The following is a 17,847-nucleotide window of genomic DNA, read 5'->3' as shown; positions in this document are numbered from 1 at the left end:
TCATCTGACCGATTTGCAGGGCGACGCACGGGCGGCCCTGGCGTCTCCTCTCCAGTGCTCGCTGACCGTCTATGAAATGGGTCAGCCAACGTAGGTTAGCGTAACCTTGCTTCTGTTGGTGGCGTCCCTCGGCCCGGGAGATCTGGTTGCGCTGCGGTGCTAGATATTTGGGTGCGCGGGCGTCAATGCGATGGCGGCCCGCCCTGCATCTCTCGATGCTTATCGAGGCAAGTCCCACTGTCCGAAATCGGTTGCTAGAACATCGTCGACGTCCACATGCACGTCACCGATGAGCGGTCCCGGGGTCGAGGCGGTATTGACCGCGCTTTGATACAGCACGGCCGCGGGCTCACGCGCCCCGCCCGACCAGGCTCGTGTCTGCCAGGCCCAGCGGTAGCCGCCGGTCGTCGAGTGTCCGATGACATCGTCGCCGATCGCCCACCCGCAGGCCCGTGCGTGGCCGTAGATGCCGGTGCGGCCAACGCCCAACACCGCGTTGATGCCCCGAAACCATTGCACAGCAACAGTTTTCCAGATGCTCTGATCAATGTCTTCATCGACGCTGAAGAAGATCGGTGCGGAATCCGGCCCTCCGGCGGCGCCGTGCAGCCGCAGGGCGGTCTGTGCATCGGCCACGCCGCCGTCGTAGCCGCGGGTGAAGTCTGAGGGGGTGGGCCAACCGGGCTTGCCGTACTGGTAGCAGCTGACGACGTGCAGTCCGGCCGCGCGCAGCCCGGCGGCGTACTCCCGGGTGACGGGTTTGAAGTCAAAGGTTGCGCCCGGCCGCAATTCCGACACGTAGACAAGGGCGCCCGCGTAGCCCGCGGATTTGATCTCTTCCGGGGTAACCAGCCGTTCGGTGAAGTCGATCAGCCGCGTGCCGTCTGCGGATGCGTGCGGTGCAAGGGCCATCGGAAGACCCGCCAGGATCGGCGCGGCCACGGCGTATCGAAGGGCGTCGCGCCGTGAGACCGACAGGTGCATGGCGCGATGGTAGCCGTCCGCTACTTACGCGCGGGCCCTGTTGGTGCGTGGTGATGGGACGATGAACCCATGACCGCAACGCTTGTCGCGAAGAATGTGGCTGGTGGGTTCGCCCACCGCACGCTCTTCGAGGCGCTCGATCTGACCGTGGCGCCCGGCGATGTGGTCGGAGTCGTCGGCGCCAACGGTGCCGGCAAGAGCACACTTCTGCGGATACTTGCCGGGGATCTGGAGCCGCTCGAGGGTGCCGTCAGCGTGGCGCCGGCCGACGCTTTCATCGGGTGGCTGCCGCAGGAGCATGAGCGGGTGCCGGGAGAAACCGTCGCCACCTACATCGCGCGTCGCACAGGATGCATCGACGCCACGCAGGCCATGGAAGCCGCGGCCGCGGCGCTGGCCGAGGAGGATCAGAGCCGCTCGGAGATCGATCCGACCGACGCCTACTCGGCCGCGTTTGATCGCTGGCTTGCCTCCGGTGCGGCGGATCTCGACGAGCGGCTGCCCGCGGTGCTGGTCGACCTGGGCCTCGGCTCGGATGCGGTGCGTCCGCAGTCGACCCTGATGACTGACTTGTCGGGCGGGCAGGCGGCGCGTGTCGGGTTGGCGGCGCTGGTGCTGTCGCGGTTCGACATTGTCCTGCTCGATGAGCCGACCAACGATCTGGACCTCGACGGATTGGCCCGGCTGGAGGACTTCGTCCGCGACGTTCGTGGTGGCGTGGTGTTGGTGAGTCACGATCGCGAGTTTCTCGCTCGCAGCGTCACCCACGTCCTGGAACTGGACCTGGCTCAGAACACCACGACGGTCTTCGGCGGCGGTTACGAAAGCTATCTGGAAGAGCGTGCCGTTGGTCGGCGGCACCGACGCGAACAGTACGAAGAGTTCGCCGAGAAGAAGGCCGACCTCGTGGCGCGTGCACGCACTCAGCGGGAATGGTCGAGCCAGGGTGTGCGCAACGCGATGCGTAAGGCCCCCGATAACGACAAGATCCGGCGCCGCGCGGCGTCGGAGTCCAGCGAGAAGCAGGCGCAGAAGGTTCGTCAGATGGAGAGCCGGATCGCCCGCCTCGAAGAGGTCGACGAACCCCGCAAGGAATGGGTGCTCGAGTTCACCATCGGTGCCGCGCCCCGGTCGAGTTCTATCGTCGCGACTCTTGACAATGCCGTTGTGAGGCAAGGCGAATTCGTCCTGGGGCCGGTGTCGCTTCAGGTTGACGCCGGTGAGCGGATCGGTATCACGGGCCCCAACGGGGCGGGAAAGTCCACTTTGCTGCGCCTGCTGCTGGGGCGCCAGCAGCCCGACGAGGGCCGCGCGAGTACGGGTGCAAACATCGCAATCGGCGAGATCGACCAGGCGCGAGCCGACTTCACCGGAACGGACCGGCTCGTCGATCGCTTTGAGCAGCGGGTGCCGGCATGGTCGACGGCTGATGTGCGAACGCTGCTCGCAAAGTTCGGTCTGCGTGCCGACCATGTGGAACGCACGGTCGATGAGCTTTCGCCCGGTGAGCGGACGCGGGCCGGCCTAGCGCTGCTGCAGGCATGCGGCACGAACGTGTTGGTTCTGGATGAGCCCACGAACCATCTCGACCTGGCCGCGATCGAGCAGCTCGAGCAGGCGCTCGAGAGCTATGACGGTGCGCTGTTGCTGGTGACGCATGATCGCCGGATGCTGCAGAATGTTCGGTTGGACCGTTCATGGATGGTCGACAACGGCCGGGTGACCGAGCTGTAGCCGCAGGCGTTCCTTGTAGGGGATCGTCAGGTCAGCTGAAGCGGACGTGCATGGTCGCGAGGCCGAAGATCTTCTTAGCGCTGGACTTCGCCGTCACCATGATGATGCCGGTGCGGGTCTCTGGATCCAGCGATTTGATCTTGCCGCCGAACTCGATGTCCGCGCCCTCGCCGGCCGACACGATCGCCGGTGCGGATAGCCGCACCGCGTAGCGGGTCACCGCACCCGGGTCGCCCGACCACGTCGAGAAGAATCCGGAACCCAAACCCATGGTGAGCATGCCGTGTGCGATCACGTCGGGCAGCCCGGCCAGCTTGGCGATGTCCTCGTCCCAGTGAATCGGGTTGGCATCGCCTGCGACGCCGGCATAGTTCACCAGATCGCCCCGGGACAGTCGGGTGTGATGGACCGGCAGCTCGTCGCCGACCGTGACGTCGTCGAAGGACGGCGTGCCCGGTGTCCGCGTGGTGTCCGCGGAGATCCGAACCTCGCCCGCGGGTCGCACGGTTTTCTCATAGGCCTGCGCCGATGCGCCGACGCCGGAGAAGTCCACGTCGTGCATCATCGCCCTCTGCACGGCCGCCATCGTCCCCGGATTGATCTCGTCGGCGGTGACGCCGACGACGGTGGTGTGCAGGGTGTGCACCCGCTCGCCGGCCGTGTCCGTGAAGGTGTTGGTCACGGTGATCAGATCCCTGCCCGCGGCCCGGCGTACCGATGTCAGTTCCACGTCGATATGCAGCTCATCTCCGGCGACAATCGGCCGGTGCTGTTCGAAGACTTCTTCTGTCTGTAGGTAGGTGTCGTAACCGACGACCACGGATTCGAACATGCGGCGGTTACAGGCCATGGCGGGGGTGGATGTGAACGTCAGCGGGGCCACCAGACCTGAGTAGCCCAGGTCCGCGGCAGCGGCGGCATCCCAGTGGGCGGGGTGATAGTCCTGCACCGCGCGGGCGTACTCGCGCACCTTCTCGCGGCCGACCAGGTAGGGGCCGTCCATCTGGTAGTAGTGGCCGACGCGCGCTTCGAGCGTCGACGCTTCTGCTGGTGCAGTCATGAGTTGTCCAACTTTCCTGTCGGCCTGTTCGCTGAGGCCGACGCAAGCACACTAGCGCGCAGACCCCGGCTAGATAGACGCCGATCCGTGTCTCAATCGGCCATCAGCGCGGCCATTGCTTTGTAAAATGGGTGGTCACCGCCCGTGTTCAGGTGTCGTCGCTGCCGAGAAACCGTGATCGGGGGGTTGTGCCCGTAGGAAGAAGGGAAGGCACTATGGCCAATATTGGAGGCGTCGTTGCCGCGGCATGTGCCGCCGTGATCGCGGGCACTTTTCACGTCTCGGTTCCCACCGCATACGCGGTGCCCACAACTCGCGCGATGTGCGAGCGGGTCAATGAGTTTGGCGATTGCGAGCAGGACCCGCCTAACCAGCAGGACGGTGGGAGTAACTGTGTGCTCGTCAACGAGTTGGACGCTTGTGAGGACCAGCAGGAAGTAGACAACCCGCCGCACGCCATTGCCAGGTAGCGCACGAGATCTGCCCCTGGGCCGAATGGCGCTCGCGGGCGTGATACCGCTAGTTTTCTGAGGTGATTTCCTCAGCTGCTGGTGTCCTCGCACGACGGATCGCCCCCATCCTGGCCGTTACGTGCCTGGGTCTGTTCGTTGGCCCGGTGGCCAGGGCGGACAACCCGTTGGATGGTCAGGGGTTCTACGTCAATCCGAACTCGGCGGCCATGCGCGCCGCGCAGGGTGCGGGAAGCGCCGAGCTGACCTCCATCGCCAACACGCCGCAGGCGTACTGGATGGATAACGTCTCGACTCCCAGCGTGGACGCGAAGTACATCAGTGCGGCGCAGGCTTCCGGCGCCACGCCGGTACTGGCTCTGTACGCAATCCCGCACCGCGACTGCGGCAGCTTCGCTGCCGGGGGCTTCGGGTCGGCCGATGCTTACCGAGGGTGGATCGATGGCGTCGCGTCTGCCGTGGGTTCAGGGCCGGCAGTGATCATCCTCGAACCCGACGCACTGGCGATGGCCGACTGTCTGTCGGCCGGTCAACGCCAGGAACGCTTTGAGTTGATGCGGTACGCCGTCGACACACTGACCCGTAATCCGGCCTCTGCCGTGTACATCGACGGTGGCCATTCGCGTTGGGTGAGTGCTGACACCATGGCCGCCCGGCTCAATGACGTCGGCATCGCCAAGGCGCGAGGCTTCAGCCTCAACACCGCGAACTTCTTCACCACTGATGAGGAAATCGGATACGGCGACGCGATTTCCGGAATGACGAACGGCGCGCACTACGTGATCGACACCTCGCGCAACGGAGCGGGGCCCACCGCTGACGCGCTCTACTGGTGCAACCCCAGTGGTCGTGCCCTGGGTACCCCGCCCACCACGGCCACCGCGAGCCCCAACGTTGACGCTTATCTGTGGGTCAAGCGTCCCGGGGAATCCGACGGTTCATGCGACCGCGGGGATCCTCGGGCCGGAACCTTCGTGAACCAGTTCGCGATCGATCTGGCGCGTAACGCGGGACGGTAAAGGCGGGGCTACTTGCCGGTCCACTGAGGTGGTCGACGTTCGAAGAACGCGGTGATCCCTTCCGCCATATCCGCGGACTGCAGCACTGCTTCGAATGCGGTCTCGGTGTCCGCCCACCCGGCCTCGTCAGCCTGGTTGAACCCCTGGTGCGTCGCGCGCAGGCTTTCTTGAACAGACACAGGCGAATTGAGCACGATCCGTTGGGCGAGGGCGATCGCGGACTCCAGGGCTGCGCCGCTTTCGGTCACCTCGTTCACCAGCCCCAGCTGGTAGGCACGATCCGCCGTGATCGGATCGCCGGTGAGGAGTATCTGTCGTGCGATGTTCAGCGGCAGTGCACGTTGCGCGCGGAACAGGCCGCCGCACGTGGCGATGACCCCCCGGCGGGCCTCGGGCAGTCCGAAGGTCGCCGAAACCGCCGCCACCACCAGATCGCAGGCGAGCACGATTTCCATGCCGCCACCCAGGGCCATTCCCTCGACGGCGGCGATCAGCGGCTTACGGCGTGAGCGCCGGATCACCCCGTACTCTCCTCCGCGCGCGGTGCGCGGGCCGGATGTCTCGGCGAGATCGGTACCCGCACAAAAGCCCTCGCGGTAGCCGGTCAACACGGCCACCCACAGGCCCGCGTCGTCTTCGAATTCGTTCAGGGCGGCGTCCAGCGCCAGCGTCATCTCGGGGTTGATGGCGTTGCGCTTCGCGGGCCGATCCATCCGGATCACGCAGACCCGGTCGTGCGTCTCGATCGTCACAGGCATACCGCTGAGCATGACCGATAGCGTGCGGTAGCGCCTAGGCCTTTCTCCCGCGGGTCTGCGGGCCGTCGATTCCCCACGAGATGATCCGGTGCGGCGTAATGCGGATGATGTCGCCGCTCAGCCCGCCGTCGGTGCTGCCTTGACCGGGCATCACCTGCGCCGTCCCGCGGACCTCGATGCCGTGCGCTCGCGGAGGTTTCACCGAGATCACTTCGTCGACAATGAAGGCCACGCGTGGATTTCCGATCACGTTGCGCCACTTTTGCGTTGAGGCCAGCGCGTGACCAACGACGTCTATCGCCGTTCCATCCGGACCGAGGTGCACACCGACCGGTCTGATCTGCGGATCGCCGGCGGCGCCCATGGTGCACAGGCGACCTATGGGCTGTTGGCGCAGAAATTCTTGTTCACTCGGGGTGAAGGCCATCGCCTGGCTCCCTTATGCCTTGCGGGCGATCACGAGATGCCCGGGCAACTGCACACCCTCCTGGCCGATTCCCGCCTGGAGACTGGCAGGGCGGATACCCTCGACCTGCCAGTGCTTTGAAACAATCTCGCGCAGTTGGTCTTCGGTGAACTGTGTGGGCGCGGGGCCATCGTGGTCTCCGAACGCGCCGGTGCCGAACGCCAGGATGTAGAACGAGGCGCTGGGCGCCGCCGCACGATGAACGGACCGCAGGTACCCGTCGCGCAGCTCTGCGGGCAGCGCATGCAGCAGACCACTGTCGAAGATGGTGGCGAAGCGGCCGTCGTAGCCGGTGAATGCGCTGATATCGGCCTGGTGAAAGGTGGCGGTGCGCAGACCGCGTTCGGCGGCGGCGGCCGTGGCGGCCTCGACCGCGGTAGGTGTCAGGTCGATCCCCACGACGGTGTGTCCACGCGCCGCCAAGGCAAGTCCCAGTTCGGCGTAGCCGCAGCCGGCATCGAGCACCTCGCCCCGAACGATCCCGTCTTGGTCGATGAGCGCGGCGAACTCGGGTTGTGGTTCGCCGATGTTCCACGCCGGTCGGTCCTTCCGGTAGGCGCCATCCCAGTCGATTACGTGTGCCATCCGTTCGTCCCTTCTTCTCGGTACTCTTGTCCACAATAACTCAACGGTTGTCTACTTTTGTTCCTGCGAGGATGTGTCTATGTCTTCACCACCGCCCGAGCGCAAGGGACAGCGGACGCGGCAACGAATCCTGTCGGCCTCCCGGCGGGTGTTCGCCGAGGTCGGGTACGAGAAGGCCACGATTCGGGGCATCGCGGCCGCAGCCGACGTGGATAAGTCGTCGGTGATCCAGTACTTCGGGAGCAAGAGCAACCTCTTCCGAGAGGCGGTCAGCTGGACGATCCCGGTGGAGGAGCTGACGGTGCCGAACCCGGCGGAGACGGCCGAGAACTACCTGCGTGGGTTGCTCTCGGGATGGGCCGCCGAGCCGAACGGCCCGATGGCAGTTCTACTCCGCAACAGCATGACCAGCGAGGATGCGTTGGAACTGCTGCGCGAACAGGTCACCGATCATGCGGTGAGTTCGGTGGCGGCCACCATCGAGCAGCCCGACGCGCGGCTACGAGCTGCATTGTTAAGTGCCGTATTGATGGGGATTGCCAGTCAGCGGTACCTCTTGCGGATGCCCGATCTGGCGGCCGCCAGCGACGACGAGATTGTCGCGCTGATGTCCCCGTTGTTGACGGCCCTCATCTCTGGGGAAAACGCCTGATGAGACCCCATAATTTGGGGATTTACCGGGACCAGTTAGCGGGCCTGTTTCACTGACTTTTTCGTTATCAAACCGTGGGGAACGCGTTACCGAAACGGCAAGCGCGCCCGCTACTTCCGGCCCTGACACGTCCATACGATCACATCGTTCATGACGAAGTGGTCATCCCAGAGGGGTCGGGTCGATGAGGACAGTTCTTCACATGGTTGTCGCGGTATCCGTGGTCGCGGCGACGCTGGCCGGGCATGCCACCGGCGTCGAGACCACGGCGGTGAGCCTGCCGCTGGATCTAGATGTCAGATCCATCGCGCCCACGCCGGACACGCTCGTGGGTATCGCGCACCCCGTGGTGGTGACGCTCAACGGGCCCATCGCCAACCGGCAGGCCGCCGAGCGGGCGCTGGGGATCACGTCGACACCCGCCATGACGGGCACGTACGAATGGATCGACGACAACGTCGTGCAATGGGTTCCAGACCGATTCTGGCCTTCACACAGCACGGTGAGGCTGATGGTGGGTGGCAAGCCCGCGGAGATCTCGACGGGCCCTGCCCTGATCGGTATCGCGAGTATCTCGCGGCACACGTTCACAGTGTCCTATGAAGGAGTGTGGAGACGACCATCGGACGGCTCGACGGGACTGCCCGCGCCGCATCACCTTCCCCGATTGGGAGAGGAAGGGGTCTTCCCGGCCTCCATGGGCCGGCCGGAGTATCCGACACCCGTCGGCACCTACTCGGTCTTGGGGAAGGAACGCTCGGTGCTGATGGATTCCAGCAGCGTGGGCATTCCTGTCACAGCTCCCGACGGCTACAAAATCGACGTGGAGAACGCCGTCCGCTTCACCAACCGCGGCCTCTTCGTGCATTCGGCTCCGTGGGCAGTGCCGGCGATGGGCTACGAGAACGTCAGTCACGGCTGCATCAGCCTGACTCCGGCGGCCGCCGAGTGGTACTTCAACAACGTCAACATCGGTGATCCGGTAGTCGTGCAGGAGTAGTCGCACTACGGGATTGAAACCCGCTGCAGCCCTTGATATTTAGCGGAAAACAATGATGCCGAGACTCCTTTCGGGAGCCTCGGCATCATGGTTGAGAGTCGGGTGTGGCGATCAGTCCTGCGGGCCGGCGGGAGTCGGAACACCCGGTGTCGGACCACCCGGAACCGTCGAACCGACCGGTGCGCCCTTACCGGCGACGGGGCCCGCGGCCAGCGCACCATCCAGGGGTGCGGCGGCGGGAACGACGGCGGGTGCCGCCGGAACCACCGGTGCCGCAGGAACAACCGGCGCGGCCGGGACAATGGGTGCTGCCGGAACGACAGGCGCGGCGGGTGCCGCGACTGGCCCCGGCAGAATCGGTACACCGGCTACGGGTGCCGCTCCTGCGGCGGGGGCGCCGACGAGCGCACCTTTACCGGTGCCGCCGGCGCCGTCGTCAATGACGTAGTGCCCGACGATCACAGGGGCCGCGGTCGCGGAGGGGCTCACCACCACGGCGGCCACGCCAAATCCAGCGCCGGCAATTATTTGAATAACCATTCGATCGAGGTTGATAGCCACCGACCCGACTCCCTAGCTTATGCGTGTAAATCACGCGGGTGAAATTCTCTGGTTGAACTTTATAGCGCCACAGAAAATGGGTCCAGACGAGGCCCGGCAGGTTATGAACCTGATATGGAAAAGGGGCTGCGTCTGTGACTTAGCGGGTTTCGGGTACCCGACTCTTTTACCGGATTCTTATTGTTAACTACCAGCTCACCAGGCCATTCTGGTTACGCCTGGTCGCTTCTCTTGTTGAGGCGGAACTGTGATCTAAACGTGTTCATTGCGAGCTTCTTGCGGCGTAGCAGTCCACTCCGTATGTCAAGAAATTCTGCGTCAAGACGGCGGATGGGGGAAAGAAAGTATGGTTAGGTAAAGATATGGGAAATGGACTTCCCGCATAAATTCTCGTCCCGGAATTATGTATTATCCATTACTCAAATTTGCGCGCTGAATGCATCGGGCTCTGTGTGGTGGCCGGTAGGGCGTCGCAGCGCAGGTGGCGTGTTCAGCGTCGGTACGCGGACAGATTTGCGGCTAATTCGTCAAACAGTGCCTGATTGAGCCCGAACGCGACCTTGACCTCGTCGACTACTCGCGCCTGCTCCTGTGTGTCTAGCCCTAGTTCGTCCAGGCGGGCGCGGTACGCGTCCTTGTACGGTTTCGGCCGCATCGGGAACTCGTAGAACGACAGACCGGCTCCGCCGAGGCCGAACACGCGGTCGAGTATGCGGCCGATGGCCTGGCCGCCGGAGAGGTCACCCAAGTATCGAACATAGTGGTGCGCCAGCACCGCCCCACTGCCGTCGGCATGGGTCATCCGATTTCGATAGTTTTGCGCTGCCGTGGAATTCACCTGGCGGGAAGCATCGGGGGCCCAGTACTCCAGGTCGGCGTCGAGGGCGTCACGCCGCTCCAGTGCCGGGTCATAAACGGCCGCAATCAGTGGGTCATCACGACGTGCCCGCACGGCGTCTTCGAGAGTGGTGTAAACCACCCGCAGTCGCAACAGGTAGTCGACGTATCCGAGGGCGTTGACTCTGCCGGCAAGCAATTCGGAGACGAACGGCGACTGCTCGGCGGCGTCATGTTCGGCGCGCGAACCATCACGCATGGCCAACGAAAGCGATTCGGCTGCTTGGGGAACCGTGGGGGAGCTGAGGGTCATGCGGCGGATGTCCTGACCTTGAGATTTACCTGACATCTTGTCAAGATCATCCTGACAAGATGTCAGAAACCTAGCATGGCGTCGTGCCTAAGTGGGGCCTACGGGGTTGTCCCCAGGGCACGCAACACGAATCGTTCGATCGCAGCGTTGGGTAGGTGCCGAGGCGCCAGGCACGCGTGGATTAATGACACCGTCGCCGACTGGTCCTCAACGACGAATACCTCTGCGACTACCCCATCCGTCAGGATTTCACGCAGTACCTTCTCGACGGCCACCACATGGTCGCGGATCGCGACGGTGGCGTCCCGAGACAGTGCGCCATACAGCTGGCTGCCTAACCCCATGTGAAACTGCTGGCCGGTCTCGAGCTGGTGCCGGATGTAGATCCGCAGCCGCTGTGCCGGATCACCGATGTCGGCAAGCGCGGCGTGGAGACCGTCGAGGTAACGGCTGGTCTCATGTGAGGCGAATTCGACAATGACAGCGTCCTTGTCGGCGAAGTGGTGGTAAATCGCGGTGCGTCCAATTCCCGCTGCGGCGGCCAGCTTGGCCATCGTGATGGCGTCGAAGCTTTGTTCGGCCATCAAACCGGCGAAAGCCTCGAAGACCCGACGGTGCACCTGTTCGCGGTGTTCTTCCACAGAAGAGGCGCTGATCCTGGGCACTGCGCGACTCTAACCCGACGAGCGTCGGGCGGCTTCGCGCTGTGCGCCGTCGACAAGGCCCGACATCGACTTGCGCAGTACCCAGACCATGAGCGCGTCGGGCACCGGAATCAGCGGTGTGGACTCCATCGAGTAGTGCACGGTTGTCCCTCTGGGGTGGTCGGTGAGGCTGATAGTCCCGACGTGTGAGCGCACCGGTAGACCGCCGACGACGCGGTACTGGATGCGTTCGCCTTCAACGAGCTCGACGATCTCCTCTTTGACGCCAACGGGCCCGACACCGATGCGATGAACTGCGCCGACGCCTTGGCGTTCGGCGGTCCCGGGGCGCACCAAGGTGACGGTGAAGGGCAGGAACTCGTTGTACCCTTCGCGGTTGGCAAGCAGCTCGTAGACGATCTCCCGGGGAGCTTCGAAGACCGTCTCTTCGGTGTACTGGGCCACGTGATGTCCTCTCGTATCTCTTTGTTGGGAAAACTGTCAGCGTCTGCGCGTGCGTAATACGTGCGAACCCAACCGGGAGAACCCCTTGACGCGCACGCCGCGCAGGTGACGGAGAACGAACTCGCCGTTGTCTCCTAACGCCGCTGCGGCGGCGTCGTCGAGAAGGATCGTTCCGGGCCGCGCCACGCCGGTCAGTCGCGCGGCGGTGTTGACCACTGTGCCGTAGAGGTCGCCGAAGCGCACGAGTACCTGTCCGTGGGCCAGGCCCACGCGTATCTGTGGCATGTCCGGAATCCTCTGTACTGCTTCGGTGATCGCCGCGTTCATCGCGACCGCGATACGCGCGCCCGTTTCTGCGCCCCCGGCCGCGAACATGATCTCGTCGCCGACGTTCTTGATCACCCAGCCACCGTGTGTGGTGATCGCATCGGTGAGCGCGGTCTCGAATGTCTCCAGGAGGTTGGTCAGCTCATCGGGGTCCAGGTGGCGGGACAGGCGTGTGTAGCCCACCATGTCGGCAAAACCGACGAGTAATTGTCTTGTGGTGCTGCCGGATTCATGCGATCGACTGAGGGCTGCGGCCAGGTGCCGCTGCCATGCGTAATCCTGCAACGCCGTCAGTGTCGAGATGGTCTGGGTGACGGCATCGACGCTTGACCCGGGCGCGAACTGGTCGCCTTCGGCGGCAATGCGATCTCCGACCTCGCGCGTGAGCAGGTCCGCCTGCCACTCGGCCAACCGCGCCATGGCCTGACCGAGCGTTCGGGCGGCTGCGACTTGGCTCTGTTCATTGGTCGCCGTCGTCGTTCCCAGTGCCGCGAAGGTACGGATCGCGGAGACGTCGGCATCGGTGAACGCGATGTCGTCGTCGCCTTCCGCCGCGGCGAAGCCCAGTGCCACCCATAGCTTCCGGGCACGTTCGACGGGCACGCCGGAGAGCTCGGCTACCTGGGAGCGGGTGTACTTGCGTGGCCCCCCGAGGAGCGACTGCTCGATCGCGGCATCGACCACCTCGTTGAGCTCGCGAGACTCGGGCATCTCGCCAGTACAACACACCGGCAACCCGCTGTCGGCATAACGATACGAGCGGCAGGCAGTGTCAGGAGCCTTGACTTGATCCGGGGAAACCCCGAGTATCTCCAAAGGGATTCCTCGACGGCGGGGCAAAGGGATGGTGTGATGAACTGGAACTTCTTGGGGCATAACTGGCACCTCTTTGGGTACCTGGCGATTCTCGCCTTCGTGGCCCTACTGACCTTCGCCACGTGCATGTTCGTGTACACCACGCGGCTGAGGACCCGCGGGTCATCACCGCTGGCGGACCAGGTTGGTGGCTACCCATTCGTGCTGAAGAAGGTGCGCAAGAGGGAGCCGATGTCGGCCGACGAGCTCCACTTCGCACGGCAGGCAATCACCGACCGGGGGTCATTGTGGGCGTTCTCCATTCCGGCCACGATCTTCAGCCTGGGCTGTTTCTACGTGCTCGGCAGCCTGGAGCAACTGCACGGGGCCACGCCCTCCGAGCGGACGTTTCTCGGGGTGATTCCGATGATCTCGTCGATCAACATCACGGCACAAGTACTCAGGATGCGGCGGTTGAAGGGGCGGCTGCCACACGCGTCCTGACGCTGATCTGACGGACTTCGGGGGCGGTCAACGTTGCCGTTCGCATTCCCAGGTTGGGCTGATAACATTTCCGACCGTACTTATGTCAGTTCCGTTGACATGCTCGTGACGTGAGGTGCGGGAAGGCGGTCGGGTGAGCCCACGTTCGGTTGGCAGGACGGTTCTGGCACGAGCCTGGATGCCTCTGGTCGCAGTCATCGCGCTCGGAGTGGCCGGTGGTTCGATGTTGAAGGTGCACGAGTTGTCCGCCCCCGGGCCCGTGCTCACCGTCAATCCGCCACAGGCGCCGCCGGAGTTCACGCCCAAGACGCTCACCTACGAGGTCTTCGGCACGGTCGGGAATGGCGGGATGTTGAGCTATGTCGATATCGACGGTCATCCGCACCAGGTTGACGTGACCACGTTGCCGTGGTCTCACACGGAGACAACGACTCTCACAGTGGTGTCGGGCAGCATCTCGGTACAGGTGCGTGGGGGGCAGGTCGGCTGCCGGATACGGGTGAATGATGTGGTCCGCGATGAAATGTCCGACGACCATGCGGATGCGAACGTCATGTGCAGGGTGAAGTCGGCATGAGCGAGCATCGGGAGAAGAAGCCCTTCGTCGCCAGGATGGTCCGTGTCCTGGCGGTGCCGATCATCGTCTTCTGGGCCATCGTCGCGGTAACCACGAATACGTTTGTGCCGCACGTGGAAGACGTTGCCGCAGAGCTCGCGGGACCGATGATCCCGCACTACGCGCCGTCTCAGCGGGCGATGCTGCAGATCGGGGAGAAGTTCCAGGAATCCACATCCACCAGCCTGACCATGTTGGTTCTGGAAGCCGATCGGCCGCTCGGCGAGGCCGATCACCAGTACTACGACGACCTGGTGCGCAGGCTCAAGAACGACACCGAGCACGTGCAGTACGTGATGGACACCTGGGGAAAGCCGATCACCGCGGCCGGGGCGCAGAGCCTGGACGGCAAGTCCGCATTTGTATTGCTGCGCCTGGCAGGCGATATCGGCCAGATGCAGGCGAACAAATCTGTCGACGCGGTCAAGGACTTGATCGACAAGGACACGCCACCACCCGGCCTCAAGATCTATGTCAGCGGTGCGGCACCCCTCGCGTCGGACACGTTGAGCGTCGCGAACTCCAGCCTGAACAACATCACGATCGTGACGATCTTCCTCATCATCTTCATGCTGCTGATGGTGTACCGATCCGTCACCACGATGCTGGTGCCGTTGTTCGGCGTTCTGGTCGAGATGCTGGTTGCGCGAGGAGTTGTCGCCACTCTCGGGCACTTTGGATACATCGAGCTGTCCTCATTCGCCGTCAACATCGTCATCTCCCTGACGTTGGGTGCGGGGACGGACTACGGCATCTTCCTGTTGGGGCGATACCACGAGGCGAGGAACGCGGGGATGAGTCGCGAGGACGCCTTCTACGCGGCGTACCGCGGCGTCTCTCACGTCATCATCGGCTCAGGATTGACGATCGCGGGCGCGGGCCTGTGCCTAAGTTTCGCGCGGCTCAACTACTTCCACACCATGGGTCCGGCCGTTGCCATCGGCATGCTCTTGACCATCGCGGCAGCGCTTACGCTCGGGCCGGCGATGCTGCACCTGGGCAGCCTGTTCGGGCTCTTCGATCCCAAACAACGGGCCAAGGCGCGTCTGTACCGGCGCATCGGCGCAAGCGTGGTGCGTTGGCCCAAGCCCATCCTGGTGGCAAGTGCCGCCGCGGTCCTTGTCGGCGCGGTCTTTGTGCCGACTTATCAAGTGAGCTATGACGATCGCGCCTATCAACCGTCGGATGCCCCCGCGAAGGAGGGTTTTGCGGCCGCGGACCGGCACTTCCCGCCGAGCAAGTTGTTCACCGAGATGCTCATGGTCGAGTCGGATCACGACATGCGCAACTCGGCCGATTTCATCTCATTGGACCGTGTCTCCAAGAGCCTGGTGCGGCTTCCCGGTGTCGCGATGGTGCAGAGCATTACCAGGCCGATGGGGCGTGCGCTCGAACATGCCTCTCTGCCTTACCTGTTCACCACGCAGGGCAGCGGGAACGGCCAGCAGCTCCCGTTCACGAAGGCTCAGAACGCCAACACCGATAAGCAGGCCCAGATCATGGCGCACTCTGTGGCGGTTCTACGGCAGACCGTCGACCTGACCCAGAAGCTTGCGGACGAAATGCATAACACCGTCGTGACGATGGAGGACATGCAACAGGTCACGAAAGACATGAACGAGAAGGTCTCGAACCTCGATGACTTCATGCGTCCGCTGCGCAATTACTTCTATTGGGAACCACACTGTTTCGACATTCCCGTGTGCTTGTCCTTCAGATCGTTGTTCGACATGCTCGACAGCATCGACAAGCTGGCGGCCGACATCAAGGATGCGGTGGGCTCCCTGGAGGCCGTCGATCGACTGTTGCCGCAGATGGTTGCGCTACTGAAGCTGACGGCCAATGACCAGGAAGCGCTGCAGGCCCTCATCGTCAACACCTATGGCCAGACCAATCTGCAGTCCACCGCGACGGACCAGACCTTCGACGACATGATCAACGTCGGAAACGATTTCGACGCATCCCGCAGCGATGACTTCTTCTACATACCGCACGAAGCTTTCGACAATGAGGACATCAAAACCGGTATGGCGCTGATGATGTCACCGGATGGCAAGGCGGCCCGGTTCATCGTCACCCACGTGGGTAATGCCATGGGCCCGGAAGGCATCGAGCACGTCAACGAGTTCCCCGATGCCATTACGACGGCGCTCAAGGAAACCTCGTTGGCCGGGGCAAAGGTCTATATCGGCGGCGCCGGGTCCAACAACAAGGACATCAAGGAGTACGCCGCATCGGATCTGCTCATCGCGGCGATCGCGGCCTTCACACTCATCTTCTTGATCATGATGGTCATCACGCGAAGTCTGGTGGCGCCCTTCGTCATTATTGGCACGGTGGCCTTCTCGTTCGCAGGCGCGTTTGGCCTATCGGTGCTCATCTGGCAGCACCTGGTGGGTCTGCCGTTGCACTGGCTGATCCTGCCGCTGACGTTCATCATCTTGGTGGCGGTGGGCTCGGACTACAACCTGTTGCTGATCGCCCGGCTCAAAGAAGAGACCCACGCCGGGTTGAACACCGGACTCATCCGCGCGCTGGGAAGTACGGGAGGCGTCGTGACCTCCGCGGGTTTGGTGTTCGCCTTCACGATGCTGGCGATGCTGTCGAGTGATCTACGCACCATCGGCCAGGTGGGCACCACCGTGTGCATCGGCCTGCTGCTCGACACGCTGATCGTGCGCTCGTTCATCGTGCCCGCACTCGTTCGGCTGCTGGGGACGTGGTTCTGGTGGCCGACCCGGGTGCTTTCGCGCCCGCGTCGGGAATCTGTGCGGTCCTGACGCGAGCACGCAGACGGGCTCGGCGGCGCCAGTGCCAGGTGCTGAAGCCGGTGATGGCGAGCAGCAGCGGCGCCATGCCGAGGACGAACCAGATCGCGCGCCAGTAGCCGTTCACGGCAAGGCCGAAATGGGCGGCAGAGCTGGCCCATTCGTCGGCGATGGCGTTCGACGGGGTGGCCGGCTTCCCGCGCAGGATCTGCACATGCCCGGCGTCGTGAGCGTCTACGCCCACGGAGCGATTCCCGTGGTAGTTATGGCTGTAGGCCCGTAGATCCGGCCCGTCCCGATCCAGCAGGTCGATGGTGTAGAAGGAATTCTCGTTGTCCGGCATGCCTATCCAGGTCACCTCAGAACCCGGGAACTGGTTCTTGGCTGCCGCCATGGCGTGTTCGACGGTGACATTCTGATCGCCGGACCCCGCGGTGAAGGTGTTCTCGGTAACCTGGCCGCCGGTCACTGAGTACCAAAGGGCGGTGAGTCCGGGCATCTCGAATTGCAGTCCGGTCAGCCCCCAGACCAGGAGCGGCACCATGGCGACGATGCCGATAAGGGCGTGCAGGTCGAAGTCGCGAGCGAATCGCCCCGCCCTCCAGCGGACACGCAAAGCATTGCGCAGCTTGCGGATTGCCTTCCACCAGATGAACGGCGCCGGAATCACCAGCAGTAGCAGGATAAGCGCGGCGACCGCCAGTAGTGCTGCTCCCCAGGACAATCCAGAGAAGGTGCTCACCTGTGCCAGCGGGCAAGGCTGGGCGAGGAATGGCAGATAGCCGCTGTAGTCCTCGCAGGTGAAACCGCAGTCGTGCAGATTGACCAGAAACCCCAGCACGCCCTTGCCGAGGTCCATTCGCCCGTTGAGCAGGCCGGTCCCCGCATCGACGAAAAACGTGTCGTGTGTGTCGGTCGAGGCGCTCAGCAGGTACACGCCGTTCTTCAGAGACGCGTTCGCGAGCTGAATGTCGGGGTAGCGCGACTGGACCGCGTCCATCGCCTGCGTGAAGCCGACCGGCTTGTCGGCGACTGTGGCGTGGAACATCTCGGGGTGCAGCGCTCGGATCAGCTCCGGCTGGTACACGAGCAGGGCGCCGCTGGTGCTGACAACCACAACAAGGAGCCCGCAGACCAGGCCGACCCAGCGGTGACTGAGAACCAAGGCGCGCCGGACCTTTAAGGACACACGACGGCGCCGGGATGTGGCCACCTTCTCCTCCATAACGCGCACCGACCGCTGCCCGTGGAGTAAGGCTAATGTCGGCGAACGCGCGATGGGCGCCTAC

19 protein-coding genes are annotated in these 17,847 nt (G+C 63.8%); 8 read left to right on the top strand and 11 right to left on the bottom strand.

Annotation, left to right across the window (positions count from 1 at the left end):
- Window positions 1–219: 219 nt before the first annotated feature.
- Window positions 220–984, bottom strand: coding sequence for a DUF1906 domain-containing protein (locus tag DSM43276_RS23060; RefSeq protein WP_078328688.1), 765 nt, complete (start codon window positions 982–984; stop codon window positions 220–222).
- Window positions 985–1,053: 69 nt separating this feature from the next.
- Here DSM43276_RS23060 and DSM43276_RS23055 point away from each other — a divergent pair, with 69 nt between their 5' ends.
- On the top strand, window positions 1,054–2,718 hold the full coding sequence (locus DSM43276_RS23055) for an ABC-F family ATP-binding cassette domain-containing protein (RefSeq protein WP_078328687.1): 1,665 nt from the start codon (window positions 1,054–1,056) through the stop codon (window positions 2,716–2,718).
- Between the two features lie 31 nt (window positions 2,719–2,749).
- Here DSM43276_RS23055 and DSM43276_RS23050 read toward each other — a convergent pair whose 3' ends face one another.
- Window positions 2,750–3,778, bottom strand: coding sequence for a fused (3R)-hydroxyacyl-ACP dehydratase subunits HadA/HadB (locus DSM43276_RS23050; protein ID WP_078328686.1), 1,029 nt, complete (start codon window positions 3,776–3,778; stop codon window positions 2,750–2,752).
- Window positions 3,779–3,993: 215 nt separating this feature from the next.
- On the opposite strand from DSM43276_RS23050, the gene DSM43276_RS23045 reads away from it, so the two are divergent.
- Window positions 3,994–4,248: a hypothetical protein gene (locus DSM43276_RS23045; RefSeq protein WP_136629149.1), complete on the top strand. Its 255-nt coding sequence runs from the start codon at window positions 3,994–3,996 to the stop codon at window positions 4,246–4,248.
- 107 nt (window positions 4,249–4,355) lie between these two features.
- The gene (locus tag DSM43276_RS23040) at window positions 4,356–5,267 is read left to right on the top strand and encodes a glycoside hydrolase family 6 protein (protein WP_412458638.1); all 912 of its coding nucleotides are present in this window, start codon (window positions 4,356–4,358) and stop codon (window positions 5,265–5,267) included.
- Window positions 5,268–5,275: 8 nt separating this feature from the next.
- Here DSM43276_RS23040 and DSM43276_RS23035 read toward each other — a convergent pair whose 3' ends face one another.
- From DSM43276_RS23035 to DSM43276_RS23025, 3 genes are read right to left on the bottom strand one after another with little or no spacing between them, the layout of a single operon-like run.
- On the bottom strand, window positions 5,276–6,025 hold the full coding sequence (locus DSM43276_RS23035; RefSeq protein ID WP_078328773.1) for an enoyl-CoA hydratase-related protein: 750 nt from the start codon (window positions 6,023–6,025) through the stop codon (window positions 5,276–5,278).
- Window positions 6,026–6,059: 34 nt separating this feature from the next.
- Entirely contained in the window at window positions 6,060–6,452 is a 393-nt protein-coding gene (locus tag DSM43276_RS23030) for a PPOX class F420-dependent oxidoreductase (protein WP_078328684.1), read from the bottom strand.
- 12 nt (window positions 6,453–6,464) lie between these two features.
- Window positions 6,465–7,076, bottom strand: a complete 612-nt coding sequence (locus DSM43276_RS23025; protein ID WP_078328683.1) for a class I SAM-dependent methyltransferase — start codon at window positions 7,074–7,076, stop codon at window positions 6,465–6,467.
- Between the two features lie 79 nt (window positions 7,077–7,155).
- On the opposite strand from DSM43276_RS23025, the gene DSM43276_RS23020 reads away from it, so the two are divergent.
- A complete protein-coding gene (locus DSM43276_RS23020) occupies window positions 7,156–7,728 on the top strand; it encodes a TetR/AcrR family transcriptional regulator (RefSeq protein ID WP_078328682.1) in 573 nt (190 codons plus the stop codon).
- Window positions 7,729–7,930: 202 nt separating this feature from the next.
- Complete coding sequence (locus tag DSM43276_RS23015; protein ID WP_078328681.1) at window positions 7,931–8,728, top strand: L,D-transpeptidase; 798 nt, start codon at window positions 7,931–7,933, stop codon at window positions 8,726–8,728.
- 111 nt (window positions 8,729–8,839) lie between these two features.
- On the opposite strand, the gene DSM43276_RS23660 is transcribed toward DSM43276_RS23015, so the two are convergent.
- From DSM43276_RS23660 to DSM43276_RS22990, 5 genes are all read right to left on the bottom strand, one after another.
- Window positions 8,840–9,289 (bottom strand): hypothetical protein, encoded by a 450-nt coding sequence (locus DSM43276_RS23660; RefSeq protein ID WP_078328680.1) that lies wholly within the window; start codon window positions 9,287–9,289, stop codon window positions 8,840–8,842.
- Window positions 9,290–9,779: 490 nt separating this feature from the next.
- Window positions 9,780–10,439 carry a biliverdin-producing heme oxygenase gene (locus tag DSM43276_RS23005; RefSeq protein ID WP_078328679.1) on the bottom strand — a complete coding sequence of 220 codons (660 nt, stop codon included), beginning with the start codon at window positions 10,437–10,439 and terminating at the stop codon, window positions 9,780–9,782.
- Between the two features lie 98 nt (window positions 10,440–10,537).
- Entirely contained in the window at window positions 10,538–11,104 is a 567-nt protein-coding gene (locus DSM43276_RS23000; RefSeq protein WP_078328678.1) for a TetR/AcrR family transcriptional regulator, read from the bottom strand.
- A gap of 9 nt (window positions 11,105–11,113) precedes the next feature.
- A complete protein-coding gene (locus tag DSM43276_RS22995) occupies window positions 11,114–11,548 on the bottom strand; it encodes an SRPBCC family protein (protein ID WP_078328677.1) in 435 nt (144 codons plus the stop codon).
- A 36-nt stretch (window positions 11,549–11,584) separates the two neighbouring features.
- The gene (locus DSM43276_RS22990; protein WP_078328676.1) at window positions 11,585–12,586 is read right to left on the bottom strand and encodes an adenylate/guanylate cyclase domain-containing protein; all 1,002 of its coding nucleotides are present in this window, start codon (window positions 12,584–12,586) and stop codon (window positions 11,585–11,587) included.
- Window positions 12,587–12,727: 141 nt separating this feature from the next.
- Between DSM43276_RS22990 and DSM43276_RS22985 the strand changes: the two genes are divergently transcribed.
- The 3 genes from DSM43276_RS22985 to DSM43276_RS22975 all read left to right on the top strand — a co-directional run bounded on the left by DSM43276_RS22985 (window position 12,728) and on the right by DSM43276_RS22975 (window position 16,570).
- Window positions 12,728–13,174 (top strand): hypothetical protein, encoded by a 447-nt coding sequence (locus tag DSM43276_RS22985; protein WP_078328675.1) that lies wholly within the window; start codon window positions 12,728–12,730, stop codon window positions 13,172–13,174.
- A 178-nt stretch (window positions 13,175–13,352) separates the two neighbouring features.
- Entirely contained in the window at window positions 13,353–13,751 is a 399-nt protein-coding gene (locus tag DSM43276_RS22980) for an MmpS family transport accessory protein (protein ID WP_046255325.1), read from the top strand.
- A gap of 35 nt (window positions 13,752–13,786) precedes the next feature.
- Window positions 13,787–16,570 (top strand): MMPL/RND family transporter, encoded by a 2,784-nt coding sequence (locus tag DSM43276_RS22975; RefSeq protein WP_078328771.1) that lies wholly within the window; start codon window positions 13,787–13,789, stop codon window positions 16,568–16,570.
- On the opposite strand, the gene DSM43276_RS22970 is transcribed toward DSM43276_RS22975, so the two are convergent.
- Window positions 16,476–17,747: a PepSY-associated TM helix domain-containing protein gene (locus DSM43276_RS22970; RefSeq protein WP_078328772.1), complete on the bottom strand. Its 1,272-nt coding sequence runs from the start codon at window positions 17,745–17,747 to the stop codon at window positions 16,476–16,478. The genes DSM43276_RS22975 and DSM43276_RS22970 overlap by 95 nt on opposite strands.
- Window positions 17,748–17,847 lie beyond the last annotated feature (100 nt).

Source organism: Mycobacteroides salmoniphilum (assembly GCF_004924335.1).
In the GTDB taxonomy this organism is placed as follows: Bacteria; Actinomycetota; Actinomycetes; order Mycobacteriales; family Mycobacteriaceae; genus Mycobacterium; species Mycobacterium salmoniphilum.
Note: the sequence above shows the minus strand (reverse complement) of the source record. Positions and strands in the feature narration are given on the sequence as shown.

What these genes read in the sequence shown, in the direction of transcription:
- DSM43276_RS23060 (WP_078328688.1), bottom strand. Translation starts at nt 984, where the DNA reads ATGCACCTGTCGGTCTCACGGCGCGACGCCCTTCGATACGCCGTGGCC.
- DSM43276_RS23055 (WP_078328687.1), top strand. Translation starts at nt 1,054, where the DNA reads ATGACCGCAACGCTTGTCGCGAAGAATGTGGCTGGTGGGTTCGCCCAC.
- DSM43276_RS23050 (WP_078328686.1), bottom strand. Translation starts at nt 3,778, where the DNA reads ATGACTGCACCAGCAGAAGCGTCGACGCTCGAAGCGCGCGTCGGCCAC.
- DSM43276_RS23045 (WP_136629149.1), top strand. Translation starts at nt 3,994, where the DNA reads ATGGCCAATATTGGAGGCGTCGTTGCCGCGGCATGTGCCGCCGTGATC.
- DSM43276_RS23035 (WP_078328773.1), bottom strand. Translation starts at nt 6,025, where the DNA reads ATGCCTGTGACGATCGAGACGCACGACCGGGTCTGCGTGATCCGGATG.
- DSM43276_RS23030 (WP_078328684.1), bottom strand. Translation starts at nt 6,452, where the DNA reads ATGGCCTTCACCCCGAGTGAACAAGAATTTCTGCGCCAACAGCCCATA.
- DSM43276_RS23025 (WP_078328683.1), bottom strand. Translation starts at nt 7,076, where the DNA reads ATGGCACACGTAATCGACTGGGATGGCGCCTACCGGAAGGACCGACCG.
- DSM43276_RS23020 (WP_078328682.1), top strand. Translation starts at nt 7,156, where the DNA reads ATGTCTTCACCACCGCCCGAGCGCAAGGGACAGCGGACGCGGCAACGA.
- DSM43276_RS23015 (WP_078328681.1), top strand. Translation starts at nt 7,931, where the DNA reads ATGGTTGTCGCGGTATCCGTGGTCGCGGCGACGCTGGCCGGGCATGCC.
- DSM43276_RS23005 (WP_078328679.1), bottom strand. Translation starts at nt 10,439, where the DNA reads ATGACCCTCAGCTCCCCCACGGTTCCCCAAGCAGCCGAATCGCTTTCG.
- DSM43276_RS22990 (WP_078328676.1), bottom strand. Translation starts at nt 12,586, where the DNA reads ATGCCCGAGTCTCGCGAGCTCAACGAGGTGGTCGATGCCGCGATCGAG.
- DSM43276_RS22985 (WP_078328675.1), top strand. Translation starts at nt 12,728, where the DNA reads ATGAACTGGAACTTCTTGGGGCATAACTGGCACCTCTTTGGGTACCTG.
- DSM43276_RS22980 (WP_046255325.1), top strand. Translation starts at nt 13,353, where the DNA reads ATGCCTCTGGTCGCAGTCATCGCGCTCGGAGTGGCCGGTGGTTCGATG.
- DSM43276_RS22975 (WP_078328771.1), top strand. Translation starts at nt 13,787, where the DNA reads ATGGTCCGTGTCCTGGCGGTGCCGATCATCGTCTTCTGGGCCATCGTC.